23 protein-coding genes and 1 tRNA gene are annotated in these 26,995 nt (G+C 65.8%); 14 read left to right on the top strand and 10 right to left on the bottom strand.

The window, feature by feature from the left end:
* Nucleotides 1–44: 44 nt before the first annotated feature.
* Nucleotides 45–335: a PadR family transcriptional regulator gene (locus HALXA_RS17240; protein WP_013881683.1), complete on the bottom strand. Its 291-nt coding sequence runs from the start codon at nt 333–335 to the stop codon at nt 45–47.
* Nucleotides 336–668: 333 nt separating this feature from the next.
* On the opposite strand from HALXA_RS17240, the gene HALXA_RS17235 reads away from it, so the two are divergent.
* From HALXA_RS17235 to HALXA_RS17220, 4 genes are all read left to right on the top strand, one after another.
* Entirely contained in the window at nt 669–1,652 is a 984-nt protein-coding gene (locus HALXA_RS17235) for a substrate-binding domain-containing protein (RefSeq protein ID WP_013881682.1), read from the top strand.
* 6 nt (nt 1,653–1,658) lie between these two features.
* Complete coding sequence (locus HALXA_RS17230) at nt 1,659–2,378, top strand: ABC transporter permease (protein ID WP_013881681.1); 720 nt, start codon at nt 1,659–1,661, stop codon at nt 2,376–2,378.
* Nucleotides 2,378–3,145, top strand: a complete 768-nt coding sequence (locus tag HALXA_RS17225) for an amino acid ABC transporter ATP-binding protein (protein ID WP_013881680.1) — start codon at nt 2,378–2,380, stop codon at nt 3,143–3,145. The genes HALXA_RS17230 and HALXA_RS17225 overlap by 1 nt, the downstream gene beginning before the upstream one ends.
* A 70-nt stretch (nt 3,146–3,215) precedes the next feature.
* Nucleotides 3,216–3,956, top strand: a complete 741-nt coding sequence (locus HALXA_RS17220; RefSeq protein WP_013881679.1) for a TOBE domain-containing protein — start codon at nt 3,216–3,218, stop codon at nt 3,954–3,956.
* 78 nt (nt 3,957–4,034) lie between these two features.
* Here the strand turns inward: HALXA_RS17220 and HALXA_RS22710 are convergent, their stop codons facing one another.
* Together HALXA_RS22710 and HALXA_RS17215 are read right to left on the bottom strand one after the other, a co-directional pair.
* Nucleotides 4,035–4,169 carry a hypothetical protein gene (locus HALXA_RS22710; RefSeq protein ID WP_013881678.1) on the bottom strand — a complete coding sequence of 45 codons (135 nt, stop codon included), beginning with the start codon at nt 4,167–4,169 and terminating at the stop codon, nt 4,035–4,037.
* A gap of 201 nt (nt 4,170–4,370) precedes the next feature.
* Nucleotides 4,371–4,445 (bottom strand) — tRNA-Glu (locus HALXA_RS17215).
* Nucleotides 4,446–4,729: 284 nt separating this feature from the next.
* On the opposite strand from HALXA_RS17215, the gene HALXA_RS17210 reads away from it, so the two are divergent.
* The gene (locus tag HALXA_RS17210; protein ID WP_013881677.1) at nt 4,730–5,467 is read left to right on the top strand and encodes a fumarylacetoacetate hydrolase family protein; all 738 of its coding nucleotides are present in this window, start codon (nt 4,730–4,732) and stop codon (nt 5,465–5,467) included.
* 63 nt (nt 5,468–5,530) lie between these two features.
* Here the strand turns inward: HALXA_RS17210 and HALXA_RS17205 are convergent, their stop codons facing one another.
* Nucleotides 5,531–5,818, bottom strand: a complete 288-nt coding sequence (locus HALXA_RS17205) for a DUF357 domain-containing protein (protein WP_013881676.1) — start codon at nt 5,816–5,818, stop codon at nt 5,531–5,533.
* Nucleotides 5,819–5,965: 147 nt separating this feature from the next.
* On the opposite strand from HALXA_RS17205, the gene HALXA_RS17200 reads away from it, so the two are divergent.
* The 6 genes from HALXA_RS17200 (at nt 5,966) to HALXA_RS17175 (ending at nt 18,596) form a co-directional block, all read left to right on the top strand.
* The gene (locus HALXA_RS17200; RefSeq protein WP_049895495.1) at nt 5,966–7,279 is read left to right on the top strand and encodes a DUF389 domain-containing protein; all 1,314 of its coding nucleotides are present in this window, start codon (nt 5,966–5,968) and stop codon (nt 7,277–7,279) included.
* Between the two features lie 60 nt (nt 7,280–7,339).
* On the top strand, nt 7,340–8,662 hold the full coding sequence (locus HALXA_RS17195; RefSeq protein WP_013881674.1) for an FAD-dependent oxidoreductase: 1,323 nt from the start codon (nt 7,340–7,342) through the stop codon (nt 8,660–8,662).
* A gap of 640 nt (nt 8,663–9,302) precedes the next feature.
* Nucleotides 9,303–10,838, top strand: a complete 1,536-nt coding sequence (locus HALXA_RS17190) for a COG1361 S-layer family protein (RefSeq protein ID WP_245550044.1) — start codon at nt 9,303–9,305, stop codon at nt 10,836–10,838.
* A 9-nt stretch (nt 10,839–10,847) separates the two neighbouring features.
* Nucleotides 10,848–13,544, top strand: coding sequence for an efflux RND transporter permease subunit (locus HALXA_RS17185; protein ID WP_013881672.1), 2,697 nt, complete (start codon nt 10,848–10,850; stop codon nt 13,542–13,544).
* Nucleotides 13,545–14,119: 575 nt separating this feature from the next.
* Complete coding sequence (locus HALXA_RS17180) at nt 14,120–15,316, top strand: orc1/cdc6 family replication initiation protein (protein ID WP_013881671.1); 1,197 nt, start codon at nt 14,120–14,122, stop codon at nt 15,314–15,316.
* Between the two features lie 367 nt (nt 15,317–15,683).
* Complete coding sequence (locus HALXA_RS17175; RefSeq protein WP_171814680.1) at nt 15,684–18,596, top strand: DUF1508 domain-containing protein; 2,913 nt, start codon at nt 15,684–15,686, stop codon at nt 18,594–18,596.
* A gap of 38 nt (nt 18,597–18,634) precedes the next feature.
* Here HALXA_RS17175 and HALXA_RS17170 read toward each other — a convergent pair whose 3' ends face one another.
* The 3 genes from HALXA_RS17170 to HALXA_RS17160 are packed head-to-tail and all read right to left on the bottom strand — an operon-like array spanning nt 18,635 to nt 21,709.
* Nucleotides 18,635–19,753: a glycosyltransferase gene (locus HALXA_RS17170; RefSeq protein ID WP_013881669.1), complete on the bottom strand. Its 1,119-nt coding sequence runs from the start codon at nt 19,751–19,753 to the stop codon at nt 18,635–18,637.
* On the bottom strand, nt 19,754–20,800 hold the full coding sequence (locus HALXA_RS17165) for a glycosyltransferase family 4 protein (protein WP_013881668.1): 1,047 nt from the start codon (nt 20,798–20,800) through the stop codon (nt 19,754–19,756). It lies immediately after the preceding gene.
* 57 nt (nt 20,801–20,857) lie between these two features.
* On the bottom strand, nt 20,858–21,709 hold the full coding sequence (locus tag HALXA_RS17160) for a hypothetical protein (protein WP_013881667.1): 852 nt from the start codon (nt 21,707–21,709) through the stop codon (nt 20,858–20,860).
* Between the two features lie 412 nt (nt 21,710–22,121).
* Here HALXA_RS17160 and HALXA_RS17155 point away from each other — a divergent pair, with 412 nt between their 5' ends.
* Nucleotides 22,122–23,249, top strand: a complete 1,128-nt coding sequence (locus HALXA_RS17155) for a hypothetical protein (RefSeq protein ID WP_245550043.1) — start codon at nt 22,122–22,124, stop codon at nt 23,247–23,249.
* On the opposite strand, the gene HALXA_RS22510 is transcribed toward HALXA_RS17155, so the two are convergent.
* The gene (locus HALXA_RS22510) at nt 23,220–23,633 is read right to left on the bottom strand and encodes a hypothetical protein (protein WP_245550042.1); all 414 of its coding nucleotides are present in this window, start codon (nt 23,631–23,633) and stop codon (nt 23,220–23,222) included. The two genes, HALXA_RS17155 and HALXA_RS22510, sit on opposite strands and share 30 nt — an antisense overlap.
* Before the next feature lie 213 nt (nt 23,634–23,846).
* Here HALXA_RS22510 and HALXA_RS17145 point away from each other — a divergent pair, with 213 nt between their 5' ends.
* Together HALXA_RS17145 and HALXA_RS17140 are read left to right on the top strand one after the other, a co-directional pair.
* The gene (locus HALXA_RS17145) at nt 23,847–25,238 is read left to right on the top strand and encodes an arylsulfotransferase family protein (protein WP_049895355.1); all 1,392 of its coding nucleotides are present in this window, start codon (nt 23,847–23,849) and stop codon (nt 25,236–25,238) included.
* A 55-nt stretch (nt 25,239–25,293) separates the two neighbouring features.
* The gene (locus HALXA_RS17140) at nt 25,294–25,746 is read left to right on the top strand and encodes a metal-dependent hydrolase (protein ID WP_013881663.1); all 453 of its coding nucleotides are present in this window, start codon (nt 25,294–25,296) and stop codon (nt 25,744–25,746) included.
* Between the two features lie 68 nt (nt 25,747–25,814).
* Here HALXA_RS17140 and HALXA_RS17135 read toward each other — a convergent pair whose 3' ends face one another.
* Together HALXA_RS17135 and HALXA_RS17130 are read right to left on the bottom strand one after the other, a co-directional pair.
* On the bottom strand, nt 25,815–26,330 hold the full coding sequence (locus tag HALXA_RS17135; protein WP_013881662.1) for a metal-dependent hydrolase: 516 nt from the start codon (nt 26,328–26,330) through the stop codon (nt 25,815–25,817).
* Between the two features lie 128 nt (nt 26,331–26,458).
* Nucleotides 26,459–26,980 carry a DedA family protein gene (locus tag HALXA_RS17130; RefSeq protein ID WP_013881661.1) on the bottom strand — a complete coding sequence of 174 codons (522 nt, stop codon included), beginning with the start codon at nt 26,978–26,980 and terminating at the stop codon, nt 26,459–26,461.
* Between the last annotated feature and the right edge of the window lie 15 nt (nt 26,981–26,995).

Below are 26,995 nucleotides of genomic sequence, written 5' to 3'. Positions count from 1 at the left end.
CTCGTTCGGTCTCGTCCTGTCCCGTCCCGCCCCGTCTCGTCGGCTCAGGCGACGAGACCCTCGATGTACTCGCGCTCCCAGGACTCGCGTTCCTGCAGCGCTTCCTCGCCGTCGTCGGTAATCTCGTAGTAGTTCGTTCGCCGGTCGAGTTGCCCCTTCTCGACCAGTCCCTGGTTGACCAGCGTGTCGAGGTTGGGGTAGAGCCGACCGTGGTTGATATCCGTGCCGGCGTCGTCCTCGATGTTCTCCTTGATCGTCTGTCCCGACGGCTGATCGAGCCCGGCGATAACGACGAGCAGGTCGCGCTGGAAGCCGGTCAGTTCGAAGAGTGTCATAGTTTGACGCACGGAACCATCCAACGGTGTTAGTTGTCGGGTTTGGGACTGCTATTGCAGGGGCCCGCATCGGACCGCCGTCTCGGGGTTCGATTTTCGAACGATGGCCGAGGTATTTCTCGGCGGACATCGTCCGCTCGTCCTACCCGGTTCATCGCCGCACCGATCGATCAGAACGGATCGACGCGTAACCTCATTTGGTTACGCTGTTTCAGCCCTGAGTTCGAAATAGTCCTTTCTCGGCAGTAGAGGGCGCTATTCGAATCGGTTCCAATTCCTTACCGGTTACGTCCCATCCAAAGATATTTCGTGTCTCGCCATGTCGTGATATCTATGCCGATACAACGACGGACATTCGTCGCAGCGGTGGGGAGTACCGCTGCCGCGGGGCTGGCCGGCTGTTCGGCGCTTCAGAGCGGCAGCGACGGAAGCGGGAACGGGAATGAAAACAAAACCGAAAACGGCGATGGCGAGGGCGGACCGGGCATCAGCGGCGAAACATTGACCCTGACTACGACGACCAGCACCTACGATACGGGGCTGCTCGACGAACTCAACGCGCCCTTCCAGGATCGGTACGGCGTCACCGTCGACGCCGTCGCGCAGGGGACCGGCGCCGCCCTCGAGACGGCCCGCAACGGCGACTCGGACGTCGTGATGGTTCACGCCCGCTCGCTCGAGGACGAGTTCATGGAGAACGGGTACGGCGTGAACCGGCGCGACATCATGTTCAACGACTTCGTCGTCGTCGGCAGTTCCGACGATCCGGCCGGGATCGGTGGCAGCGAGGAGGCCACGAGCGCGTTCCAGGCCATCGCGGACGCGGAGGCGCAGTTCGTCTCCCGGGGCGACAACTCGGGAACCCACACCAAGGAACTCGCCATCTGGGAGGAGGCAGGGCTCGATCCGGAGACCTTCGGCGAGTGGTACATGGCCGCCGGCCAGGGGATGGGCGAGGTGCTCACCCAGGCCAGCCAGCAGGGCGCGTACACGCTGGCCGACCGCGGGACCTTCCTCTCGATGCGGAGCGACATCAACCTCGAGATCCTCGTTCAGGGGCCGATCGAGGGCGGGCCGGAACTGCTCTCGAACCCGTACGGGATCATCGCCGTCAACCCGGCCGTCCACGACAACGTCAACTACGACCTCGCGATGGCCTACATCGGCTACATCACCAGCCCCGAGGCCCAGCAGATCATCGAGAACTACACCGTCGAGGACGAGCAGTTGTTCTACCCGCAGGCCCTGTCGGAGGACCCGAACTTCCAGCAGTACGTCCCCGAAGGGTGGAGCGCGTCGAGCGGAGACGACTCGTAACGCGACATGCTACTCGAGAGCATCGTCACCGACCCGCTCGTGCTCGCGGACTTCCCCTTCGAGTGGAACTACGTCCGGAGCATCATCCGCGTCTCGCTGTACGTGAGCGTCGCCGCGGTCGCGCTGAGCACGCTGTGCAGCCTCCCGATCGCGCTCGTCGTCGGCTTCACGGACTTCCCCGGGAAGCGACTGGTGACGTCGATCATCAACACCGGGATGGGCTTTCCGAGCGTCGTCGTCGGGCTCGTCGTGCTCTTTACGGTCTCCAATCAGGGCCCGCTGGGGTCGCTGGAACTGATCTTCACGCCCGAGGCGATGATCATGTCGCAGTTCGTGCTCGCGGCGCCGGTCATCACCGGCGTCAGCCTCGCCGCGGTCGGCAGCGTCGACCAGAACGTCCGCGACGCGGCCTACGCGATGGGCGGCACGCGACTGGACGTGGCGCTCGTGACGATCAAGGAGGCTCGCTACGGGATCGCGACGGCGGTGCTCGCGGGCTTCGGCCGCGCGATCAGCGAGGTCGGCTCCGTGCTCATCGTCGGCGGCAACATCGCCGGTCCCGACGGCACCTCCAAGACCCGAACGCTCACGACCGCCATCCAGCTCGAGGCGCGGCAGGGGCGCTACGAGACGGCGATGGTGCTGGGCGCGATCTTGCTCGTCCTCGTGCTGGTCGTCAACGCGATCGTGGTGCGACTGGGCAGCGACGAGGGAGGGCGGTACTGATGACCCTCGCCGCGACGGACGTCCACCACGGCTACGCGGACGAAACGGTGTTCGAGGACGTCTCCCTGTCGGTGACGCCCGGCGAGGTCGTCTCGATCATCGGTCCCTCCGGCGTCGGGAAGTCGACGCTGCTGCGCCTGCTCGCGCTGTTCGACGAACCCGACCGCGGGACCGTCGAGTACGGCGGCGTCGACGTCTGGGACCTGCCCGAGCAGCGGCGCCTCGAGTACCGCCGTCGGATCGGCATGGTCTTTCAGGAGGCGAGCCTCTTCGACGCGAGCGTCCGGCGCAACGCCGAGTACGGGCTGCGGGTCCGGCAGTCGTGGCCCGAACGGCTGCAGCACGAGTTCGCGAGCCTCGTCGGGAAGCAAAACGGCACCGGGGACGCGATCGACGCGCTCGAGACCGTCGGCCTCGCCGAGAAGGCCGACCAGAACGCGGCCTCGCTCTCCGGCGGGGAGGCCCAGCGGGTCGCGTTCGCCCGCGCGCTCGCGTACGATCCCGACGTCCTCCTGCTCGACGAGCCCACGTCGGACCTCGACCCGCGCAACACCGCGGTGATCGAAGACGCTGTCCTCGAGGCGCGATCGCAGGGAATCGGCGTCGCGATCGCGACCCACGACATGCATCAGGCCGAGCGGATCGCCGATCGCGTCGCGGTGTTGCTCGGCGACGGCATCATCGAAGTCGGGCCGACGGAGCGGGTGTTCGACGCGCCGGACGACGACAGAACCCGGAAATTTATCGAGGGAGAGCTGATATACTGAGGAAACTGCGGCGACAGCGGACTTTGGGTTTGGGCGACCGATATCCACGACGGACGACTGACGACCGACGATGACGATCGAACGGGAATACACCACGAAGCTCGCGGTCGACGACGTCACGATCGACCGCCGCGACATCGAGATGCTCGACGCGATCGAGCGGTACGGCTCGATGCACCGCGCGGCCGACGAACTGGGACGGTCCTACGCGCGCCTCCAGAACCGCGTCGTCGAGATCGAGGGGGCCGTCGGTCAGATTACGGAACGGAAACGCGGCGGCAGCGGCGGCGGCGGAACCGAACTCACCGAGACGGCCCGCGACCTTCGCCGGCAGTTCGACCGCCACGACGCCGCCCTCGACGGCGTCGCGCGGGTGACCGAATCCGTCTTCGCCGGGACCGTCCGGGACCGAACCGGCGAACTCGCGACCGTCGAGACGGCGGTCGGGCCGATCGTGGCGCTCGCACCCGAGGGCGCGAGCGACGTCCAGCTCACCGTCCGGTCCGACGCCGTCGTCCTGACCGATCCCGACGAAACGCCGCGAGCGGACGGCACCAGCCTCCGGAACCAGTTCCGGGGAACCGTCGCGCGACTCGAGCCGGGCGACGCGATCAGCCGGGTGACGATCGACCTCGAGGGCGAGGCCGGCGATTCGGCCGGCGAGCCGGACCCGAGCGAACCGGTGCTCGAGGCGCTGGTCACGAACGCCAGCGTGGACCGGTTAGCGCTGGAACCGGGCCGTGCGATCACGGCGTCGTTCAAGGCGACGGCCGCACGCGCGATCGACGTCGACGCCGATCAGTCGTCGTAATCGGGATCGAGAACCGCTCACTTCGCACTTCTAAAAAGGACTGACCGCGAGTGACGGATATCGGTGCGTCGACCCCGATTACGCCGTCACGCCGAGTTCCTCGAGTTCGTCGTCGGTGTGTTCGGCGCGCAGTTCGTCCTCGTCGTGTTCCTCGAGGAGTTCCTCGCGCTCCGCCTCGCTCAGTTCTTCGACGGGTCGGAAATGGTGGCACATAGCATGCGACGGTAGCGCGCTGCAGTATAAAAGCACACACCCGGATCACACAAGGACGGTTAGTATAGGGCCGATGAGTTTCTCTATCAACGAATGATGCACTTTCGAAGCGACGCTATTTACGGTCACAAAACCTCGACTCGAGACGCTCGAAACTCGAGTGTAGGTTCTCGTTACTCGGCGACGATAGAATCGAAGGAGTGCTCCGTCTGGGATTTGAACCCAGGTCATCGGCTCGAAAGGCCGAAATGATTGGCCGGACTACACCAACGGAGCGTGCGCATCCAATCGTTGCGGAGGGCTAGTAAAAAGCGTTCCGTTCCGAAGTCGCAGTGGCAGTTACTGACGCACACTCAGTTGGATTGAACGCCGGTCCGACAGCGCGGTCGAACGCGTCCGCGAGGCGTTCGACGCACTCGAGACGGACGGGTAGTCGGATGGCAACGGAGAAATTCGAAATCCGACGTCGCTGTTCCCGATGCGGTGACGAACGTCGGGACTCGCCTGCGAACGCAGCCGACATCTCAAGGTTTTTCCTCCCGCCGATACAATCGTCGATCATGAAATACGTCCGCTTCCGCGATCCGGCCGGCGCGGTTCGGCGCGGCCGCCTCGAGGACGATCGCGTCCGCTTCGGCAACGCGACGTACAGTCTCGACGACGACGAAATCGACGTGCTCCCGCCGTCGGAGCCGTCGAAGATCGTCTGTATCGGTCGCAACTACGCCGACCACGCCGACGAGATGGGCAACGACGTGCCGGACCGGCCGCTGCTGTTCCTGAAGCCGCCGAACGCGGTGGCGAGTCACGGCGACACGATCACGGCACCGGCCGGCAAAGAGCGGATCGACTACGAGGCCGAACTCGGCGTCGTCATCGGCGAGCAGTGTCGCCACGTCCCCGTCTCCGACGCGATGGACGTCGTCGAGGGCTTCACCTGCGTCAACGACATCTCGAACCGCGACGACCAGGAGAAAGAGCAGAACTGGGTCCGCGGGAAGGCCTTCGACGGCGCCGCGCCGCTCGGGCCGGTGCTCGCGACCCCCGACGAGGTGCCCGAGGACGCGTCGGTTCAGTCCCGCGTCAACGGCGACCTGCGCCAGGACGGCACCCGCGAACAGCTCATCTTCCCGATCTCCGAACTGATCGCGGAGATCACCACCTACCTCACCCTGGAGCCCGGCGACGTCATCGCGACCGGGACGCCCGAGGGCGTCGGCCCGCTCGAGGACGGCGACACCGTCGAGATCGAGGTTGAGGGTGTGGGAACGCTCGAGAATACGGTTCGGCTGCCCTAACGGCCGACATCGCAGGCCCCTCTCCTCGATTCGCGACTGATTTTTCAGCCGACGACGGGCGCGCTACTCGACGGTAAACAGGTGCCCCTCCGTCGGCACGTCGAACAGTCCGACGCGCGCGCCCGCGTCGAGCCACGCGTGCCCGTAGGAAAAGGAGGCCAGCGCGTTGACCGGATCGTCGTGGTCGCGGAAGTGACGGCCGTCCTCGAGGTAGGATTCGGCCATCTCGTAACACTCCGCGGCGGCCTCGGCCATCGGCGTTCCCTCGGGCGGCGCGATCGTCGCTTCCGCGAGCGCCTCGGCGAGTAGCTCCCCGTAACGGTCGGTCTTCTCCTCGAGATCGGCGGGCATGCTCTAGTCGAGGGTTGCTCGGGATCGCCGTAAGTGCGTCGTCACACGTCACGCAAGTGCGCCGGTTGGGTTGGGCCTCGGGTGTACGCTCTCGATACCGACGGTAACGACCGAATAGGCTTCATGCAGGTCGTCGAGGAGACGAGCGTGCGACTGATCGAGGTGTTCGTGCCCGACGACAAGCGCGAAGAGGCGCTGGACGTGCTCGAAACGGAGAACATCGACTACGTCCGGACCGTCGAGAACGGCGAAGGGACCGACGGCGAACTCGTCAGCTTCCCCGTGCCGCCCCAGGCGGTCGAGCACGTCCTGTCCTCGCTGCGCGACGTCGGCATCGACGACGACTTCGTCGTCGTCTCCTCGATCGAGACGGCGCGAACGCCCCGGATCGACGACCTCGAGGACCGGTACGTCAACGGCCAGGAGGAGGACGACAGCATCGCCCGCGAGGAGATCCGCTCGCGGGCGCTGAACATGACGCCGGGGCGGCTCACCTACTACGCGATGACCGTGCTGAGCGCGCTCGTCGCGACCGCCGGCCTCCTGCTCGACTCGCCGGCGATCGTCGTCGGCTCGATGGTGATCGCCCCGCAGGTCAGCGCCGCGCTGACCGGTACGGTCGGCCTCGTCCTCGACGATCGGAAGATGGTCGTCGACGGCCTGTTCGCGCTGGTCAGCGGCTTGGTCGTGGCGATCGCCGGCGCGTTCGCGTTCGCCTGGCTGATCCGCTCGGGCGGGTTCGTCCCCTCGACGATCGACATTACCGCCATCGTACAGGTCCAGAACCGCATCTCGCCGGGACCGCTGGCGATCGTCGTCGGGATCTGTGCGGGTGCCGCGGGGGCGTTCGGCCTCGCGACGGCGATCCCCGTCTCGCTGGTCGGCGTGATGATCGCCGTCGCGCTCATGCCGGCCGCCGCGGCGGTCGGCATCGGCCTCGCCTGGGGGAACGCGTCGGTCGCGCTCGGCGCGGCGACCCTCGTCGCGGTCAACGCCACGTCGATCCCGCTGGCCGGCCTCGTCGTGTTCTGGTACCTCGGCTACCGGCCCGACAGCTGGACGCCCGGGACGATTCGCGGCAACGTCTCCGGCGGGCGGATGAGTACGCTCGCCGTCGTCCTCACCTGCGGACTACTCGTCCTCGCCGGCGCCGGGTTCGTGCTCGGAACACACGTTTCCTTCCAGAGCGACGTTAACGACGAAGTTCGGACCGTCCTCGAGGAAGAACCCTACGAGGAACTGACGCTGGCGGACGTGCAGACCGACTTCCACGACGGCGGACTCGTCGCCGACGAGACGTCGGTCACGGTCGTCGTCCAGCGACCCGCCGACGCACCCTATCCCGCTCTCGCCTCGGATCTCGAGGCTCGGCTCGAGGCACAGACGGGCCAAAATGTGGCCGTCGCCGTCGAGTTCGTGGACCGGTCGACCGCCGGGGACGACCGCGGGGGCGCGTCGTAGGCGCCGCTCGGTATTGCTGAGAACGCAAGGGGTTTAGGCCCAGTATCCCAATTATCGCGCATGAGCGAGCAGCCTCGCGTAGAGATCTATACGAAGGAAGACTGCCCGTACTGCGAGAAGGCCAAGGACCTCTTCGACAGCAAGGGCATCGAGTACGAGACGTACAACGTCACCGGCGACGACGACCTCTTCGAGGAGATGGTCGAGCGCGCCGACGGCCGCAAGACCGCACCCGAGGTCTTCATCGACGACGAACTGATCGGCGGCTGGGACGACACCAGCGCGCTCGAGGAGACGGGCGAACTCGACGAGAAGTTGGGCATTGCAGACGACAACGAGGACGAAATCGTCGAACACCGCAAGCTCATCATCGCCGGCACCGGCATCTCGGGACTCACTGCTGCGATCTACGCCGGTCGCTCGAACAACGAGCCGCTGGTCATCGAGGGCGACGAACCCGGGGGCCAGCTTACCCTCACCACGGACGTCGCGAACTACCCCGGCTTCCCCGACGGCATCAACGGGTCGGAGCTCGTGAACAACATGAAAGAGCAGGCCCGGCAGTTCGGCGCCGACCTGAAAAACGGCATCATCGAGTCGGTCGACGACTCCCAGCGCCCGTTCCGCGTCGAACTCACCAACGGCGACGTCTACACCGCCGACGCCGTCATCGCCGCCTCGGGCGCCAGCGCACGGACGCTCGGTATCCCCGGCGAGGACGAACTCATGGGCTACGGGCTCTCGACCTGTGCGACCTGCGACGGCGCCTTCTTCCGCGGCGAGGACATGCTCGTCGTCGGCGGCGGCGACGCCGCGATGGAGGAAGCTACCTTCCTCACGAAGTTCGCCGACACGGTCTACATCGCCCACCGCCGCGAGGAGTTCCGCGCCGAGGACTACTGGGTCGACCGCGTCCACGAGAAGGTCGAGGAAGGCGACATCGAGATCATGAAAAACACCGAACTCGTGGAGATCCACGGCTCCCAGGAGGAGGGCGTCGACCACGTTACCCTCGTCCAGAACGATAAGGGCCACCCGACCGACCGGCTCGACGATCCCGAAACCGAGGAGTTCGACTTCGATGTCGGCGCCGTCTTCTACGCGATCGGCCACACGCCGAACACGTCGTACCTCGAGGACACCGGCGTCAAACTCGACGACGACGGCTACCTCGAAACGCAGGGGGGTACCGGCGGCGGCCAGACCGAGACCCACGTCCCCGGCATCTTCGGCGCCGGCGACGTCGTCGACTACCACTACCAGCAGGCGGTGACGGCTGCCGGTATGGGCTCGAAGGCTGCGCTGGACGCCGACGAGTATCTGGAAGACCTCGAGCGAGCCGAAGCGACGGGCGAGGCGGAAGCGGCTGCAGCCGACGACTAAGGAAGGCACTTCAGTTCGGTTTCGTTGGAATTGCTCTTCCGGAACGCATCGTCGTTTTACAGCAGTTTCACCGTCGAAATTCCGAAACTTGTCGGCCTCGAACCTAGCGTCGATCAACCCTGCGATGTGATTTTGAAAGAAGCGACCGCTCCGGGTGAAGATTTCGCGGTAGTTATCGTCGTGGCTCGCCTGCGCGTAGCTTGATCAGAGTGAACAGGGTGCTGATCGTCAACTCAGCATAGCTGTGTTTGAGAGTGCGCCAGCAGTGGCACAGAAATTTCCTCGCGAATTCCGTCGGGTCATTGAACGAATTAACGGCCACAGATAGCTCGAGCGCAGTGTTTCTCCGAGTAGCGGATTCCGATTATGGATTCCAGAGCCATGTTGGTTTCATAGAGGGTCCTCTCCTAACTATCGCAGTTCGATGTGATTGAACGTTCAATCAAAACCATTATATCCGACGCGTCGAGATATCGAGCAATGAGTAGTTACGGGACGATGAATCGACATAACTTGTTACATAATAATCACTTGATCGGTTCGTGGCGGAGCGTCCGTTCAAACGAGGGTGTTCCGAGGAACGATGACTGATCGAAAACAGGGGGCCGTTTTGGTCGTAGTTGCGCTCGTAATCGCTGGAATGGGACTTCCAACGATGGTCAGTGCGGCCGAAGTTGGCAAGCCGAACCTCTCGGTGTACGCACCGGATAATGAGGTGCAGCCGGGAACCGAGAACAGCATCAATCTCAAGATCAAGAACGACGCGGAACTGAAAGCCGGAAGTAACTCGCAGATGTTGACGGCGAACGGCGTCACCGTCGAACTCGAGGACACCGGTCCGTTCGAGGTGAAGTCGGGCGAGACACCAGTCGGCCCGATACAGGACGGCCAGATGGTCGAGGTCCCACAGCGGATCGAAGTACCGGACGACGTCGAACCCGGAAAGTACGAGGTGACGGTCCGAGTTCGGTACTCCCACTGGAACCGGATTTCCAGCATGGAACGGAAGACTGAAACCAAAAAATACGATGTCACACTCGTTGTGCCCGATGAACCGCGGTTCGACGTAGATACCGTCAAAAGCGACGTTGAGCCCGGAGCGAGCGGCGAAGCAATGCTCGAGATTACCAATACGGGAACCGAGCGCGCGAACGAAACTCGAGCGACCATCGCGGGTGGCACCGGCATTACGGTCGACGGCGCCACCGCTGAGGCGCCGGCGGAAGAAGCGATCGGCGACCTCGAACCGGGAGAGTCGACGACGACGACCGTCGACGTGACGCTCGCCGAATCGCTAAGCGCCGGCGAGAAACCGATCGAAGTCGGCTTTACGTACCGCGATACCGCGGGTATCGAACGAGAGGCCCCGGCCGAAATCACGACCCTCACCCCGGGTCCCGAACAGACTTTCTCGATCGACACTCTCGAGGACACCCTCTCGGTCGGGTACGAGGGAGAGATTACCGGCGAAATCGCGAACGACGGACCGCGGCCGATCGACGACGCCGTCCTGATCGTCGAGCCGATGAGCGAATCGCTGTACATCGAAGACACCCGCTATGCGCTCCCGGCGCTCGAAGCCGGCGAGACGGCGACGTTCCGGTATCCAACTGACGTCAGCGGTCAGGCCGACCCCGGACCGCGACAGCTCCGGTTCTCCGTCGAGTACACCGGGCCGAGCGGCGAGGCGACCCTCTCCGACGGACCGATGAGTGAGCGTGTCGTCGTCGACGAACGCCAGGACGAGTTCTCGATCACCGACGACGGCGTCACCGTCCAGCAGGGGAAGACGTCCGAGTTCGCGCTCACGATCACCAACGAACGCGAGCAGACGCTGTCGAACATCGACGCGCGACTGTACGCCGACAGTCCGCTCTCGACGAACAACGACGAGGCGTTCGTCCCCGAACTCGAGCCGGGCGAGTCGACGAAGATCACCTTCGATGTCTCGGCCGAATCCGCGGCCGCAACTGAGACGCACCCGGTCGAACTCGACTTCGAGTACGAGACCGAGAGCGGCGAATCGAAGCTCTCGGACGTCTACCAGCACCCGATCGACGTCGTTCCGGCCGAGTCCGACGGCGGCGGCGGCGGATTCATGGGCTCGCTCGTTACCGTGATGATCGGGCTGACGATCGCCGGCCTCGGCGGCGTCGCGTGGTGGCGCCGGACGTGATCACGACCGATGACTGATGACGACCGCACCGCCGACGAGTCCTCGCCCCGTCGCTCGGAGGGACGTTCGAACGGTTCGTCCGACTCGCCTGACTCGAGCGACGATAGTGGCATCTTTGGATTTAGTCTCGACTTTGATTTCGATCTCGGCCTCGGAAGCGGGACGGAGCGCAACGCCGGGAGCGAGAGTAGCGGCTCCAGTACCGGCTCTCGTAGTGACGACGACGATTTCCTAGGCGATGACCCGTTCACACGTCGGGTTAACCCGTTAATTACGAACCGCCCGTGGACTGTCGTGATCGTCTTCCTCCTGTTGACGGCCCTCTTCCTCGGGGGCGCCGTCGCTGGCGGCGGTGGACAGGAAGCCGGTACCGACCAGTTCACCGAGGATACCGAGGCCCAGGAGGCCTACGAGAGTATGCAAGAGGACTTCAATCGTGGGAGTCGGGACTCCGGCGGGACGACCGCCCAGCTGTTCCTCACGGACGACCGCAACGCGATCTCGAAACCGAACCTGGTTCGGATGCTCGAGTTCCAGGATCGGATCGAGAACGACGACGGGCTGCGCGTCGCCTCGTCGACGAGTCCGGCCTCGCTGGTCGCGACCCAGCTCGATGCCAATGCGACGACCGCTGAAGAACAACGTCGCGCCATCGAGCGCGCTTCGCCGCGACAACTCGAGAAGGCGATCGCGACGGCCGACGAGACGATGGGCTTGCCGGTCAGTACCGACTTCACGCGCGAGTCCGCGTCCGCAGACGTCGCACAGATCGCGATCACCTACGATACGCCGTCGAACGCGGACGAGTCGTACCACGCGGACCTCATCTACGAAACCGAGGACGTCGCGAACGAGATCGACGGCTTCGATTCGGACGACAATATCGTCGTCTTCGGGCAACCCGTCGTCAACGACGAGACGATGCAGTTGCTCGGCGATACGGCGATCGTCGTCTTCCCGGCGGCGCTACTGTTGATCCTGCTGTTCCTGATCATCGCTTACCGGGACCCGATCGATCTCGCGCTCGGCCTGGCGGCGCTGCTCATGTCGATGATCTGGACGTTCGGCTTCATGGGGTTCGCGGGTATCCCCTTCTCCGACTCCCTGCTGACCGTCTTCCCACTGTTGTTGGCGGTCGGAATCGACTTCGGCATACACATCATCAACCGCTACCGCGAGGAACGGTCCGCGGGCGCATCGATCGGCGACGCGATGGGAATCACGACCGGCCAGCTCACGACCGCGCTGTTGATCGTCACCCTGACGACGGTCTTCGGCTTCGCGGCGAACCTGACCAGCGACATGACTCGGGACTTCGGGATCGTCGCCGCGGCCGGCATCAGCTTCACGTTCCTCATCTTCGGCGTCTTCCTCCCCGCGGGGAAGGTCGCCCTCGACCAACTTCGCGAGGGAACGCGGTTCCCGTCGTTCGGAACCGAACCGCTAGGAAGCGAAGAGTCGCGGCTGGGGCGGGTGCTTCCAGTCGGCGTCCACGTCGCACGCGTCATCCCAGTCGTTTTCCTCGTCGCGATGCTCGTCTTCGGCGCCAGCGTCGCCGCGTACGGCACCGGCGTCAGCACCGAGTTCGACCAGGAGGCGTTCTTCCCCGACGAAAATCGCCTCGAGCAGTACGAGTCTCTACCCGGACCGCTTTCCCCGTCCGAGTACACCTTCATCACCGTCCTCGACATCATGGAGGAGGACTTCGATCAAGGGATGCAGGGGTCGGTGACGGTCTACGTCGACGATCCGGGGTTGCGCGACGACGGCGCGCTCCGCGAAATAGACAATTCGCTCGAGGACCCCCCGGACGCCTTCAAGACGGACGGCCGGCAGGCCGATGCGACCAGTATCCTCGACGTGATCGACGAGCAGTCTGCGGCGAATCCCGAGTTTTCGAGGACGGTCAAGCGGTACGACGGCGACGGCGACGAAATTCCGGATCGGAACGTCGACGCGGTCTACGACGACCTGTTCGCCGTCGCCGAGGACGAAGCGGCCGGTCGCCTGACGACCGACCGCAGCGCGACGCGAATCGACATCCAGGTCGAGGCCGACGCCGAGCAGGCCGAAGCCGTCGCCGCCGCACGCGAGGTCGCCGACGAAATGAACATGGACGCGACCGCGACCGGGCAACTGGTCATCTTCGAGAGCGTCGTCGAGAAGATCGGCGACTCGGCGATCACGAGCCTCTTCGTCGCGTTCCTGCTGACGGTCGTCCTGCTCGTCCTCTCGTACTGGTGGCTCGAGGGACGGGCGATCTACGGCGTGATCAACCTCGTGCCGGTGTTGCTGGCCGTCGCGATGCTCGCGGGTTCGATGCGGTACTTCGACGTGCCGTTGAGTCCGATCAACGCACCGATCCTCTCGGTCTCGATCGGGTTGGGCGTCGACTACACGGTGCACCTTATGCACCGGTTCGTCGACGAGTACGAGGAGCGCGGCGACGTCGACGAGGCGCTGCTCGTGACGGTCCGTGGTACTGGCGGCGCCCTCACTGGGAGCATGCTCACGACCGTCTGCGGACTCGGCGTGCTGTACTTCGCACTGATCCCGCTGATCATGGAGTTCGGCCTCCTGCTGGCGCTGGGAGTCTTCTACTCCTGGCTCACGTCGATCGTCGTGCTTCCCTCGGTGATCGTCGTCTGGGACCGCCTCGAGACAAAGTACGGGACGCTCTCGATCGGGCGGCTCGTCCCTGAATAGGCCGATTAGCTACGGTGGACGAAGTCCACTGTCGACGATCGTGCGGTAAATCGGCTGGATCTTCAGGGTGAAACGGCTGCCCCTCGATTCTTCCAGGGAGGGAGTAGATTTCGTGTGCTTTCACTCGCGTGACCGGCCATGGATCGGTCGGCTACGAGTGCGAGAGGACGCCGAATCGGAGACAGTTAGCAGCGAGAGACGGGAATCGATTGGGGCTCGAAGCAACTCGATCAGAACTGTGGGAGAGTAGATTTCGTGTGCTTTCGGAATCACCGGAGACCCGCCGACACCGACGGCCCGCTACCGCCGGGACAGTAGAATCGATACCACCATATCGGCGAGCGAACACCACACGGACAACGGATAACTATACCAACGAAACACTATCACGTCTCTCGAGTTTTGCAGGTGTAGGGGAGAGACGGAGAGTAGATTTCGTGTGCTCCGTTCTCACGATAAGGCACAGTATCTCTGTGAACGCTGGTTTTCCTGATGTATTACTAGAACGAATCGGAGCATACGAAACAGACGAAAGCAGGTTTTAAGTTCTAGTAGTAACCAGTCGTCACTATCGAATGTCTGGTCCGTTTAGCGATCTTACGGATACTCTCTTCGCCGATAAGTCGGTCCTCAGCGAGAGCTACCAGCCCGAGGAGATCCTCGAGCGCGACGAGGAAATCGAGGCGTTCAGTCACGCGCTGCAGGACGTTCTCTTCGGCCGAGAGCCCGAAAACATCTTTCTCTACGGGAAAGCCGGTCTCGGAAAGACGGCCGTGACGAAGTACATGATGAGCGAGCTGCAGTCGGAGGTCTTCGAGCGGGAGGAAGTGGACGACCTCCACGTCCACGAGATCAACTGCAACGGAAAGACCCTGTTCATGGTCGTTCGACGGCTCGTCAACGAACTCTTACCGGCCGACGCGAGTCCGTTTCCGAAGCGGGGGCTCGGGACCGGCGACGCCTTCGACGAACTCTACGCGCAACTCGACCGGATCGGCGGCACGCACCTGATCGTCTTCGACGAGATCGACCACCTCGACGACGTGGACACGCTGCTCTACGAGCTGCCGCGGGCGCGATCGAACGGCCACATCACGGAGTCGCTGGTCGGCATCGTCGGCATCAGCAACAACTACACGTTCCGCCAGTCGCTGTCCGCGAAGGTCAAGGACACGCTCATGGAGACCGAAATCTCGTTCAGTCCGTACGACGCCGGCGAACTCCGGACGATCCTCCACGACCGCGCCGACCGGGCGTTCGTCGACGGCGCCTGCGACGAGTCGGCGATCGCGAAGGCGGCGGCGCTCTCGGCCCAGGACATGGGGAACGCTCGTCAAGCGATCGACCTCCTCCGCGTCGGCGCCGAGGTCGCCGAACGCGACGGCGACGAGACGGTCACCGACGACCACATCGAGGACGCGCGCACCCTCGTCCAACGCGGTCGACTGCGGAACAAGATCCGCGACCAGACCGAGCACGCCCAGTACATCCTCGAGACGATCGCGAAACTCGAGGAACGGAACGAGGTCCCGGCTCGATCGAAGGAGATCCAGGAGGGGTACGAACGGGTCGCAGAGGCCTACGGGGCGACGCCGCTGACGACGTTGAAGAGCATTCAGGACCACCTGTCGGATCTCCACATGCTCGGCTTCCTCGTGCGCCACGAGCGCAACAAGGGCCTCAGCGGCGGTCAGTACTACGAGTACGAACTGGATCTGGATCCAATGATCGTCCTCGAGACGAGAGAGGAGATCGTGCAGGCGGCCGACTGAGCGGCCGGCGTTCCGGTCGGCTACCCGTACCCGGGTCGATCAAAAAGCACACGAAATCTACTCCCTCTCCGCGCCGGCGCCGTCGACGCGCCGAGTCGCACTCGAGACTGAAAGCACACGAAATGTACTCTCCCTTTCTCCGTATTACCGAGCTACGGAACCCAGCACGTGTCGCAACCGTCGGTACGCGCCGCGGTTCGGGGTGCGACGCCGATCGATCGACACGGCTCGTATAAGCAGTCCATTATTATGGCCGTTCCAGGAGTCGGAGACGGATATGTCAGTCCCGCGCTCCGTCCGTCGATACCGCCGACGGGAGCCGTCCGACGCAGGCGGAACGACCGCAGCGTCGGCGAAACCGACCCGTGTGTCCTCCGTGCAACACGTGCCCGCCGGACAGCGGTTCAACCGCGGCACGCGGGCTGTCCTCGGGTTAGGTCCAAGTCTCCTGTACGGCGGCCTCGCAACCGGGACGCTCGGACAGATGCAGTGGGGCGAACGCGGCCTCGAGTTATCCCCCGGTGCCGCCGTCGCGATCGGGATCGTGCTTTTCGCCGGCGTCGGCGCGGCCGTACTCTCCCTTACGAGACGGAACAGACAGTTCGAAGGGACGGACGGCGACCGACTCGAGTCCGAAACCGAGCCCGAAACTGAAACCGAGACGCCGCCGGTGCTCACCGGCGACGCGATCGAAGGGGCGCAGGTCGCCCTTCGGAGCGACGACGGCGACTGGCGGTGGCGGGTGCTTCGCCGCGAGGCGCTCGCGGAGAGTCCCGCGCGGGCCTCGACCCGGTCGACGGCGACGGACCGAATCGAACGGACTCGAGACGCGATCGACGCTGCCGGGCTCCGCGAAGTAACCGACGCTGCCGTGCGCGTCTATCGCGACGAGGACGGCAGCTGGCGGTGGACGCTGGGTCGCGCGGACGGCAGCCGCGTCGGAAGCGCAGCCGAGGGCTACGACGACCGCGAGGCTGCTGAAGCCGCGGTGAGACTCGTGAAAGATTGCGGCCCCGAAGCCGACGTCGTCGACGTCGAGGAGGGGGCGATCACGATCGCGAAGCGCCGCGATCGGTGGCAGTGGCAACTGGTCGACGACGAGCGAACGCCGCTGGCCGCCGGCGCGGACGGCTACGAACGGCGCACCGACGCCGTGGCAGCCGCCGACACGTTCGTCGATCGGATCGCGGACGCACGCGTTCTCGACGTCGACGCGTTCGGCGTCGAACTCTACGAGTCTGGGACGGTTGCGCCGGGGCCGAAGCCGGAATCGGGGCCGGACCGAGAATCGGAGTTGGATCAGGAATCGAAGTCAAATCAGGAATCGGAGACCGAACCGGGGGAAGAAGAGAACGGAGAAAACGGCACGTGGGCGTGGCGTCTCGTCGACGAGGACAGCGATATCATCGCCGACGCACCCTCCGCATTCGAGACTCGACCGGCCGCCGAAGACGCCGCGACAGCAGCCCTCGCAGCCCTCGAGGATACGGTCGTCACCGATGCGGGGGAGCCCGCGTTCGAACGGTATCCCGACGCTGCCGGTGACGCCGACCGCAGCCGGACCGGCGACGACGATGGCGCAGGTAGTGACGGCGACGCCTGGCGCTGGCGGCTCGTCGACGACGCCGGCCGAACCGTCGCTCGAGCGCCGGATGCCGCGTCGACGGTCGACGAAGTAGAACGAGCCACCGAACTGATCCGCGAGGCGGTGTCCGACGCGCCCGTGCTCGAGATCGACGAGGCGGCGTACGAGGCGTACTCCGATCCCGATTCCGCGCCGGAAGACAACCGCGTTGGAGATCGCACGGAGGCGGACTCCGGTGGCAACTCGAGAAACGACGAAAGCGACGCGGCCGAAGGGACCACCGCTGTCGCTGACGGCACAGGAACTGAGACGGCCGGCGCGCGGTGGCGCTGGCGGCTCGTCACGGCCGACCGAGACGTGGTCGCCGAGAGCGCGGCGTCATACAGCGACGCAGCGGACGCGACGACAGCGCTCGAGCGCATCCGCGAGGACGCCCGCGAGGCCGACGTCGTCGCGTTCAAGACGGCCGCGTTCCGCGTTTACGAGAACGACGACGGGGACTGGCGGTGGCGGCTGCTCGACGAGGGCGGTGCCGTCCTCGGCGACAGCGACGGCGAGCACGACTCCCGCAACGAAGCTATCGAGGCGATGCTGACGCTCAAGGAGCGCGCACCCGACGCCGACGTCGTGGAGATCGACGCGCCCGAATTCGAACTGTTCACCGACGAGGACGGGGTGTGGGCCTGGCGGTTGATCGACGCCGCCGGGCGCCGCGTCGCGACGGCGCCGACGACCTACGCGAGCCGAGCGGCCGCTCGGGCGGCGGTAGACCGCTTCCGCGGTCAGTCAGACAGCCCCGTCCACGCGGTCGAGGGTGCGACGTTCCAGCCCGCCGTCGCCGACGGTGCGTGGCGCTGGCGGCTCGTTCACCCGACCGGCGAGACGCTGGCCGTCTCCGGAAGCGAGTACCCAACCCGAGACGAACTCGAGGACCGAATCGACGACGTTCGCGAGACGGCGGCCGCCGCTCGATCGTACACGACCGGCGCGGTGACGGTTCAACTCGTCGGCAGCGAGACCTGGCGCTGGCGGCTCCTCGATCGCGACCGCGAGCCGATCCTCGAGTCGGCGACGGCCTATTCCAGCCGAGCGGCGGCCCGGGACGCCGTCGACGAGCTCGAGAAGGCGTCGATGTCAGCCGTCCCGATCTTCGCGATCGACGCCGGAGCGGCCGCGGTCTGGCTCGAGCAAACCGACGAGGGCTGGCGCTGGGACCTGATCGATCGCGGCCGGGAGGTCCTCGCGACCGCGGTCGAGACGGCCGATAAATCCGATACGACGGCGGCCGTCGACGATATCCAGCGGCTGGCGCCGCTCGCCGAGCGGATCGACGTCGCCGAGGCGTCGTTCGACGTCGTCGAGCGAGACGACGGCTGGCGCTGGCGTCTCCTCGACGGCGACGGCCACCCCGTCGCGATCGGCGACGAGACGACGGAGACGAAAGCGGCCGCTCGCGACGGGATAGACGATGTTCGGTCACTCCTCGAGTCGGCGAGCGTCTTCGAACTCGAGGGACCCGCCTTCGAACGCTACCGGACGAACGGCGACGAACCGTGGCAGTGGCGACTCGTTGACGAGAACGGCGAGACGCTGCTCGAGAGCGCACAGGCCTACGAAACGCGGGAGGCGACACAAGAGGCGATCGCGGCGCTGCAATCGCACGCGACCGACGGCAAGGTGACGGTTGCCGAGTGAGGCGAGCGGCGGCGCAGCGAGACGCGGCCGTCAATCGGTCAATCCTGTTCGTCGCCGGCGCCGGAGACCTGCCCCTTCCCCTGCCACTGGACGTCGTCGCTCGCCGTCGTCGTCTGCGAGCCCGGCGCGTTCTCGTACAGTTGCTCGAGGTGGACGAGCGTCTGCTCGACGGAGTACTGCTCGACCGCGGCCCGGGTCTCCCAGTCGGCCGCGAGGCAATCCTCGATCGTCGCGGCCATTTCCTCGCGGTCGCCGTACTCGAATCGCATCCCGTTGGCGGGTTCGATCGTCTCGTCGAACGGCGGGACGTCGGCGGCGACGACGGGCGTCCCGCAGGCGTTGGCCTCAAGCGTCGACAGTCCTAGCGTGTCGCCTCGCGAAGCGGTCACGAAGGCGTCGATCGAGGAGTAGAATACGGGGAGTTCCTCCCGGGGGAGGAAATCGCGCAGCGTCACGTTGTCGGGAGCCTCGGCCTCGAGGTGCTCGCGGCGCGGCCCTTCGCCGACCACGACGAACTCGTACTCGGGGAGCTCCGCGGCGACGCGGAGGATCTCCTCGACGTTCTTCTCCATGCTGAGCCGGCCGCTGTAGCCGACGACCGTCTGCTCGGGGTCGGGATACCAGTCGGTCGCGGTCGACTGGAAAAAGTCCATGTCGATCCCGACCGGGAGTTGGACGTGGTTGACGTTGCGGTCGATCCGATTCGTCGAGGCGGTGACGACGTCGAAACTTCGGAGGAAGGCGGTCTCCGTCGGCACGTAGAATTTCTTGAGCAGCCCCGCGATCGCCTTCGATTTGACGCTCTGGTGGAAGTACTCCTCGATCGGCGTGTGGTGCGTGTAGACCGTCGGCAGGTCGTGTTTCCAGGCGTAGTAGCGCCCGAGCAGGCCGACCGGCGCCGGCCCGTGACAGTGGACGACGTCGAGGTCGGGCAGCGCCGACGCTCGCTTCGTCAGCGGTATCCGGTAGCCGGAGTAAAAGGGATTCGGCATCGACCGGACGGGAATCTCGCGCTCGTCCGGCTCGTAGTCGCCGTCGGGGTAGACCACGTACACCTCGTGGCCCCGCCGCTCGAGCTCCTCGCGCCAGAGGTCGATCGTGTACGTTACGCCGTCGATCTCGGGGAAGTAACTGTCGGTGAAGAAGCCGATCTTCATTCAGACCACCTCCGCGTACAACCGCTCGTACGCCTGTGCGATCGTCTCGAGCGAGAACCCCTCGCTGCGCTCGCGCGCGTTCGATCCGAGTCGGTCCCGAACGTCGGGATCGCGCAGGGACTCGATGGCGTCGACGAACGACGTGGGGCCGCCGTCGGTCGCGACGGCCGCATTCGAGTCTGAGTTTGCGTCCGCCGCAGTGCTCGAGCCCGCTGCGACCTTCAGACAGTCCTCGCCGTTCTCGAGCCACGAGAACGTGTCGATGTCCCGGACGACGACGGCTTTGCCGGCGGTCATCGCCTCGAGTAGGGCGATCCCCTCGTTCTCCTCGTGGGTCGGGAAGAAGAAGATATCCCCCGCTGCGTATGCACCGCGGATGTCGTCGATAAAGCCGGTGAAGGTGCAGTTCTCGGGCGCGGAGTCGATCAACTGCTTCGTCTCCCGCCCCTTCAGCGAGCGGTCGATCGGCCCGAACCACGCGAAGTCGACGTCGGGCAACTGGCGCGCCGTCTCGACGAACGTCTCTAAGCCCTTCCGCTTGATCACGTGGCCGACGAGGAAGACGACCGGCGGCTCGAGGTCGTACCGTTCTAAATACTCCTCGCGGAGCGACTCGAACCCCTCGAGTTTCTCGCGGTCGACGCCGTTCGAAATGACCTGCGTCGGCGTGGACCCGTCGACGTACCCCTCGATCAGCCCCCGGTTGTACTCGGAGGGACAGACGAGCGCGTCGGCCAGTCCGTACGCGCGCTCGAGGTACGGGCGCAGCGGCTTCGCGAGGGCGTTCGTAAACCGGAAGCTGTCGCCGAAGTCCTCGGCGGTGACGTGCGTGTGGGCGACGACCGGGATCCCGCGCTTCCGGGCCCGTCTGGCGTACCAGACCGATCGGGGCCCCATGAGGTTGCAGTGGAAGACGTCGGCCTCGAGGGTCGGCTCGGTCGTGTACTCGAGGTCGAGCCGGTCCAGCATCTTGCGCTGGTGGGCGACGGACTCGCGGATGCCGCCGGTGACGTGGTCCTCGAACTCGAAGTAGTGGCTGATTTTCATGGGATCACTCGTGGCGCTCGTGGTACTCGCGGTGCGGTTTCGCGGTCGCGCGGACGGCTACTCGACGGTCAACCACGGGACTTCCATGAGCGGCGGGATGTAGGTCTCGATGTGGTGTTCCCAGACCCCTTCCTCGCCGAAGGCCTCGCCATGGTCGGCCGTGACGACGACGTCGCCGTCGAGTTGCTCGACCAGTTCGGCGACCGACTCGAGGGCGATCCGCAGATTCTCCTCGTAGAGCGCCATCGCAGCCCCGCGGGTCCCGTTCTGGACGAGGTCCTTGGGGTCGAGCTCGAGCCACAGGCCGGCCTTCTGGGCGATCTCCTTGCCGTCCAGGGCGGACTCGATCTTCGGCCGGACGGCGTCGCCCAGCGAGGAGAGGACGCCGTCGTCCCCGTCCTCGCTCTCGCCCTGCTTTTTGATCCCCTTCTGGATCTGCTCGAGCTTCTGGCCCTTGCCGCGCGCGAGGTAGGGCGCGTGGGGTTGCATGTAGTGGATCACCGTGCGATCGGCTTCCTCGACGAGGTCCCGGTGCTGTTCGAACGACTCGGCGAGGCTATCCGGCGGGACCGTTCCGAGATCGTCGTCCCAGCCGTGGTCCCAGACGTCGACGACCTCGCTGATGTGCTCGTTGGCGGTCCACTCGTAGTCGCAGCTGGCGCCCCACTTGAGTTCGTTCAGCGGAATCCCGAGATCGTTGATGAACGGGTTGCTCGAGAAGTACGCGATGTCGTGGTCCCCCGTGAAGGTGCGGTACGCCCACTCCGGCGTCGACGACCCCTTACTCCGTCGTTTTTCCAGCGAGCCCTCGAGGAACTCGTCGTAGACGTCGCTGAACACGTCGTACCGGCACGCGTCCAGGACGAGGCAGTAGTCCCACTCGGACTCGAGAAACCGCTGGTCTTTCATCGGTTACTCGTTCTTTCCATCCGATTCCCATATCTTTACTGGTCTGGACTATCTTCGGACGTTACCTATTCACGAGCGCGAATCGCTTCCGTACGTCGCGCTCGGACCGACCTCTCGGCTGGGGTGACTGTCGTTCCCTGAAACCGGCTGAAACGCGTATCAAACGGGACGAGAAGACCTATATGCGGTTCGTTCCGGAATGTAGCCGACCGGCCGTGATCGAACCGTCCTCCGATCCGGTGATCGTTCGAAATCGTACAGCGCGAGGTGATCGAGTATCGACCGCGGGACGCTGATCGCGCTCGTCGCGGTCGCCGCCGTCCTCGGCAGTCTCGGTCTCGGACTTGGATTCGGCTCGAGCGGCGCAGCGTCGTCCGGCGGCGACGCCGCCGCGGACGCCGACCCCGAACCGATGGTGACGGTGGGTGCCGACGACGGTTCCGCGCTGTGGCCGTACACGAGCAAGGCGACGGCGTTCGAGGAGCGAACGCTGCCGATCAACGTCGTGATCGAGGGGTCGCCGGCGGAGACGCGACGCCAGTTCCTCGATCGAGGAGAGGGAGCGTGGAACGAAACGACTCCCGAACAGGAAGATCTCAGCGAGGCCGCCCCTGACGAGCCGGAGAGCACGACGACGGCGTGGCGACGCGCCGACGGCTCGACGCGGTACACCTACGTCGCCGGCGGGGGCGACTCGGCCGGCGGACGGTGGCTCGACGAGCACTACCGGCTCCACGACGGCGAGTACCTCGGCTCGCGCCAGCACGTTCGAGCGTACGCGCCGCCGGACGATACCGACGGCGAGTGGACGGCGATTCAGGCCCACAGCGAACACTGGGACTGGTTTCGGCTGAGCCACACCGTCGACAGCGTCGAGCGGTCCCAGCGCTACGTCGAACGCGAGTTCATGGACCGCGACCCGGCGGCCGTCTCGCGCGTCCACCTGGGCAACGATCGCGGCTCGGACGCCAACGGGTGGGTGACGACCGTCGGCTTCGAGGACGGCTTCCCGGTTCGTCTCGCGGCCGTCGCGCTGGTTCCGAGCGCGATCCTCACGCGCCGAACGTCGGCGCTGCGACCGATCCGCGACGCGATCGGCGCGCGACCCGCTCGAGGGGCCGCGCTGGCGGGGTCGCTGCTCGGTCTCTACCTCTCCGTTCGGTTCGGTGCGATCGCCGTCGAGACCCGAGTCCCGGGTCTCGATCCGCGACTCATCGCGGGTACGTTCTACCCGGTGCTCGCGATCGGATTACCCTGCTGTACGTACTATCTGTCCCGGTCGCTCGATCGGACGACGGCCTTCGCCGCCACCGCGGTCGGGTTCGCGCTCGCGATCCTGCTCGATTACACGCTCCTCGGGGTCACGCGGCTGCCGCTCAACGTCTTCGTCCATCGGTTCTCGACGGCGATCGCGCTCGGATTCGTCGCCGTCGGTGCGTCCCACACGGTCCGAATCGATCCGGAAGACCACGATTACCTCCGGCTCGGCGTGCTCCTCTGGACCGTGACGTTACTCGTCCCGCTGCTTCGATTCCTGTGAGCGCCGAGATCCACCCGCCTCGGCTTCGGCCTCGGCCTCGACCTCGACCTCGACCTCGACCTCGAGATCGTCCGGACTGACGTACGGACGCGACCACGGCGACGTTACCCGGGTGTACCCGACGACGCCGGCGAAGGTAGCGGCGTAACAGAGCCACCGCGGGAGGCCGAACGCGTGGATCCAGACGGTCGCGACCAGCGCCCACGCGCCCAGAACGACCACGTCGCGGCAGATCCGTTCGCCGTTGTGGCGCAGGTACGCGAGCAGCCGACGCCGTCGCGACGCGACGATCGGACGGGAGTCGCGATCCGGCCCGTCGGGCCGCGGTCGCTCCGTCTCGGCGTCCGGATCGGGGGAAGCGCGGATTTCGTTCGCGTTACTCACGGTTGTCCCGGTGTTCGGGACCGGTCGCATACGCTTTTTGGTCCCGGTCCTGGTCCTGGTCCTGGTCCCGGTCCCGGAGTCGGACGGTCCGCCGGACCGTCGGACCGTCGACCGGCGGCGGCACCGAGAGTAGAAAAAACACTAATATCTCGCACAGGAAACGGAATCCGATGCGCTCACAGTTGCCGCCTCGAGACGCGAGGGTGACCGGCCGTGACTGACCGTTCGACCCCCGCCCGCCGCCGCGTACGGTCGGCGCTCTCGCGGAATCGGCTTCGACTCGTCTTCGTCGCAGTACTGGTCCTCTCCGGGGCCGTCCTCGCCGTGTCGGCGTCCAACACGCTGTCGACGGCGACCGAAGCGGACGTTCCGGACGCGCCCGAGACGACCAACCACACGGTCGTCACCGAGTCCGGACGCGCCGGGACGATCACCGCGTACGCGCCCGACGGCGACGTGCTGTACTACAACAACACGCGAACCAAGTATTTCGACGTCGATCCCGTCGAGGGCGATCCGCTGACCGTCGAGTACGCCGCGACGGACACGATCCACAGTTCGGGACCGAACTGTCAAGATCCCCCGTGCGCGCTGAACGTCCTCGAGCGCGCCGACTTGGAGACCGGCGAGGTCGAGGTCCTCTACGAGCGCTACGACTACAAGGAACACGCCGGCGAGTGGCACGACGTCGACCGGATCAACGAGACGCACGTCCTCGTCGCCGACATCGTCGCCGATCAGGTGTTCGTCGTGAACACCGAGACCGAGATCGTCGACTGGCTCTGGGACGCACAGAGCGAATTCCCGGTCGAGGGCGGCGGCCCCTATCCGGGCGACTGGGCGCACATCAACGACGTCGAGTACATCGAGGAGGGCGTCCACGAGGGCCACGTGATGGTCAGCCTCCGGAACCAGGATCAGGTCGTCTTCATCGATCCCGAGGAGGGCCTGCTCGAGGACTGGACGCTCGGCAGCGAGGACGACTACGACGTCATGTACGAGCAACACAATCCGGATTACATTCCCGAATCGCGGGGCGGGCCGGCGATCGTCGTCTCCGACTCCGAGAACGGCCGCGTCGAGGAGTTCCAGCGCGAGGACGGCGAGTGGACTCGCACGTGGGAGTGGGCCGACGAGCGCATGCAGTGGCCCCGGGACGCCGACCGACTGCCGAACGGCAACACCCTCGTCACCGACACGCACGGTAACCGCGTCGCGGAGATCGCACCGGACGGCGAGATCGTCTGGCAGGTCGAGTCGACGCTGCCCTACGAGGCCGAACGGCTCGAGACCGGCGACGAGAGCGCGGGCGGCCAGAGCGCGCAGGAGCTGGGGCTCGAGTCGCAGACGGTCGACGCCGCCGATGACGACGACGGGCTCGGCGTCCTCGCGGCGCTCAGCGGCGTCGTCGACGTGATCGTTCCCCATCGGATTCAGAACGGGATCCTCTTCGCCGCGCCGGTCTGGATGGGCCGGCTCGAGTTCGCCGTCGTCGGCGTCGCCCTGCTGACGGGGCTGAGCTGGGCCGGCCTCGAGACCAGGTGGCGCCTTCGCGACGCGGGAATCGGCTTCCGTAGCCCGGTTCACCGGCGCGGCGGCGACTGAGCCTCTCGTTGACAGACCCCAAGATACGTGGCAGTAGCGTTCGAATGACAGTCCGATGGAGGGAGCGCGGATCCTGTTTCTGGCCGGTGCGCTATCCACGCACGCCTTCGTCGGGTACGCCCTCGTGCGGGGGTTCACCGACGCCGATCCGCGGTTCGGCGCCCTTCTCGGTCTCGTTCCCGACGCCGATTTCCTGTTTCCCGCGGCGTGGGGGTGGCCGTTCGTCCACCGCGGGCTCACGCACGCGCCGCTGTTCGTGGCGGCGCTCGTCGCCGGCGCGTACGCGATCCGCCGGGATCGGGACCTCCCGCTGGCCGTCGGGCTGGGGGTCGGCTCCCACGTCGCCGTCGACTCGCTGTCGCCGATGGGTATCCCCTGGCTGTTCCCGCTCGAGGCGAGCCCGAGTCTCGGTCTTCCCGTCCACGGTCCGGCGGCGACGGCGCTGCTCTGGGCCGGCGCCATCGGCATCCTCGCGAAGCTGACGACCGACCTGCCGTCGATCCGCTGACGGCGTTCCGCCTCGGTTCCGATTTCCGGTCGACCTCGACGGCCCGTCGAACTCGAACCGACGGCTGATCAGATCGGCGGAACGCTCGCCGACGAAAAGCCGATCGCCAGGGCCAGCGAGGAGAGTAACGCGCCCGAACCGAGGAGCAGCAGCGCCCTGTTGATCCGGCCGTGCTTGGACGGGAACCAGTCGAGCGTCACGTGGGCCGCCGACACCGGGGCGAACGGGCTGATCCCCATCGGCGTCACGACGTCGCCGGCCAGATGGGCGAGCACGCTCCCGGTCCCGACGGCGAAGCCGAAGCGAAACGCGGACACGGACGTGGACGAAGTCGCGGTCGCGTCGACGAGAAGCGTCGTTCCGACGCCGGCGAACAGTCCGACGAGAACGGCGAACCAGACCGTATGCGTCGGCCCTCGGTGAGGTATCCGCGGGAGCAACTCGTCGATATCCGGAAGGGGCGCCAGTCCGACGACGAGGACCGTCCCCAGCACCGCCGTCTCGAGCGACCAGCGGGCGCTCACCAGCGGGACGAACGGGGCGTACAACAGCGCGTTGAATCCGATGTGGCCGTCCTTGTACATGCCGAACGCACGCGGGGTAGATACGAACTGTCCGGGCCGAACGGGGATGAACTGCTCGTTCGAGGCGTTCGATATGGTCGGGATGCTCGAGATGCTCGAGACGCCCGAAACACTCGAGACCCGACCGATCACGCCAGCAGGTGGCCGCCGAGCAGGTACAGCGCGGCGAGGATCGACTGGAACGACAGCGAGCCGATCGCCGAGAGGACGACGAACGAACGGCCGTTCATCTCGGAGAGTCCCGCCGGGATCGTGACCAGCCCGCGGACGAACAGCATCGTATTGCTCCCCGCGACGGCGAGGCCGCCCCAGCGGTCGAACCACCCGTCGAACCGCTCGAGCCGCGATTCCGTGACCGGAACCCACCGCTTTTGAAGGACGTACTCCCGGCCGGCGCGCCGAACGAGGCAAAACAGCAGGAACTGGCCGGCCGTCGTTCCGACGACTGCGACCGCGACGATCGCGGCCGACTCGGGGATCGACGACCCGATCAGCGCCAGCGCCGCCGGCACGACCAGCTCGCTCGGCATGAACCGCAGCAACATTGCGCCCTCGAGAATGCAGACGCCGAGCAACACCGCGTACCCGAACTCCGACGCGAACAGGGATTCGAGCCACGGCGGGACGCTCCCGAGCTGTAACACCGCCATCGGTGGCGGCTACGA

This window comes from Halopiger xanaduensis SH-6 (assembly GCF_000217715.1).
Lineage (GTDB): Archaea > Halobacteriota > Halobacteria > Halobacteriales > Natrialbaceae > Halopiger > Halopiger xanaduensis.
This window is presented reverse-complemented; position numbering and strand designations above follow the sequence as displayed.

What these genes read in the sequence shown, in the direction of transcription:
- HALXA_RS17180 (WP_013881671.1), top strand. Translation starts at nt 14,120, where the DNA reads ATGTCTGGTCCGTTTAGCGATCTTACGGATACTCTCTTCGCCGATAAG.
- HALXA_RS17195 (WP_013881674.1), top strand. Translation starts at nt 7,340, where the DNA reads ATGAGCGAGCAGCCTCGCGTAGAGATCTATACGAAGGAAGACTGCCCG.
- HALXA_RS22710 (WP_013881678.1), bottom strand. Translation starts at nt 4,169, where the DNA reads ATGTGCCACCATTTCCGACCCGTCGAAGAACTGAGCGAGGCGGAGCGC.
- HALXA_RS17220 (WP_013881679.1), top strand. Translation starts at nt 3,216, where the DNA reads ATGACGATCGAACGGGAATACACCACGAAGCTCGCGGTCGACGACGTC.
- HALXA_RS17140 (WP_013881663.1), top strand. Translation starts at nt 25,294, where the DNA reads ATGGAGGGAGCGCGGATCCTGTTTCTGGCCGGTGCGCTATCCACGCAC.
- HALXA_RS17135 (WP_013881662.1), bottom strand. Translation starts at nt 26,330, where the DNA reads ATGTACAAGGACGGCCACATCGGATTCAACGCGCTGTTGTACGCCCCG.
- HALXA_RS17235 (WP_013881682.1), top strand. Translation starts at nt 669, where the DNA reads ATGCCGATACAACGACGGACATTCGTCGCAGCGGTGGGGAGTACCGCT.
- HALXA_RS17130 (WP_013881661.1), bottom strand. Translation starts at nt 26,980, where the DNA reads ATGGCGGTGTTACAGCTCGGGAGCGTCCCGCCGTGGCTCGAATCCCTG.
- HALXA_RS17225 (WP_013881680.1), top strand. Translation starts at nt 2,378, where the DNA reads ATGACCCTCGCCGCGACGGACGTCCACCACGGCTACGCGGACGAAACG.
- HALXA_RS17190 (WP_245550044.1), top strand. Translation starts at nt 9,303, where the DNA reads ATGGGACTTCCAACGATGGTCAGTGCGGCCGAAGTTGGCAAGCCGAAC.
- HALXA_RS17240 (WP_013881683.1), bottom strand. Translation starts at nt 335, where the DNA reads ATGACACTCTTCGAACTGACCGGCTTCCAGCGCGACCTGCTCGTCGTT.
- HALXA_RS17185 (WP_013881672.1), top strand. Translation starts at nt 10,848, where the DNA reads ATGACTGATGACGACCGCACCGCCGACGAGTCCTCGCCCCGTCGCTCG.
- HALXA_RS17160 (WP_013881667.1), bottom strand. Translation starts at nt 21,709, where the DNA reads ATGAAAGACCAGCGGTTTCTCGAGTCCGAGTGGGACTACTGCCTCGTC.
- HALXA_RS17165 (WP_013881668.1), bottom strand. Translation starts at nt 20,800, where the DNA reads ATGAAAATCAGCCACTACTTCGAGTTCGAGGACCACGTCACCGGCGGC.
- HALXA_RS17210 (WP_013881677.1), top strand. Translation starts at nt 4,730, where the DNA reads ATGAAATACGTCCGCTTCCGCGATCCGGCCGGCGCGGTTCGGCGCGGC.
- HALXA_RS17230 (WP_013881681.1), top strand. Translation starts at nt 1,659, where the DNA reads ATGCTACTCGAGAGCATCGTCACCGACCCGCTCGTGCTCGCGGACTTC.
- HALXA_RS17155 (WP_245550043.1), top strand. Translation starts at nt 22,122, where the DNA reads ATGGTGACGGTGGGTGCCGACGACGGTTCCGCGCTGTGGCCGTACACG.
- HALXA_RS17205 (WP_013881676.1), bottom strand. Translation starts at nt 5,818, where the DNA reads ATGCCCGCCGATCTCGAGGAGAAGACCGACCGTTACGGGGAGCTACTC.
- HALXA_RS17170 (WP_013881669.1), bottom strand. Translation starts at nt 19,753, where the DNA reads ATGAAGATCGGCTTCTTCACCGACAGTTACTTCCCCGAGATCGACGGC.